This is a genomic window from Acinetobacter calcoaceticus, from assembly GCF_016508255.1.
Lineage (GTDB): Bacteria > Pseudomonadota > Gammaproteobacteria > Pseudomonadales > Moraxellaceae > Acinetobacter > Acinetobacter calcoaceticus_E.
In genome coordinates, this window is the sequence record NZ_JADVKT010000021.1 from 1 (window position 1) to 635 (window position 635).

Consider the following 635-nt stretch of genomic DNA (forward strand, 5'->3'; position numbering starts at 1 on the left):
ACTGCACCAGCAACTGCACTTGCTAATGGGTTACCACCGTAAGTCGTACCATGTGTACCCACTGAAAAATGCGGGGCAAATTTATCTGTTGTTAACATTGCACCGACTGGGAAACCACCGCCTAATGCTTTTGCAGTTGTTAATACATCTGGAATCACACCAGAGTTCATATAGGCATAAAGTGCACCAGTACGGCCGACACCAGTTTGCACTTCATCAAAAATAAGTAAGGCACCAAACTCATCACATAGTGCACGTAAACCTTTTAAAAATTCGATGTCCGCAGGAATAACGCCGCCTTCACCTTGGATTGGCTCAACAATGACGGCACATGTTTGCTCATTAATCACCGCTTTTGCAGCTTCTAAATCATTAAAGGCAACATGGTTAATTCCGTTTGGAAGTGGTGCAAAGTCTTGTGAATATTTAGGTTGACCACCTGCTGAAACCGTAAATAAAGTACGGCCATGAAAAGCATTGTTAAATGCCACAATACCGCTTTTACCAGCAACACCGCTGTCTAAACCAACTTTACGAGCAAGCTTTAACGCAGCTTCGTTGGCTTCTGCACCTGAGTTACAGAAGAAAACCTTGTCTGCAAATGTATTTTCGGTGAGTTGTTTTGCAAGGCGTAG

The 635-nt window shown here is 43.5% G+C and carries 1 protein-coding gene; it reads right to left on the reverse strand.

The genetic code is table 11. The features are described from left to right. Positions 1 to 635: aminotransferase class III-fold pyridoxal phosphate-dependent enzyme (locus I5515_RS17430; protein ID WP_199969028.1), on the reverse strand; the 635-nt coding region annotated here is incomplete at both ends.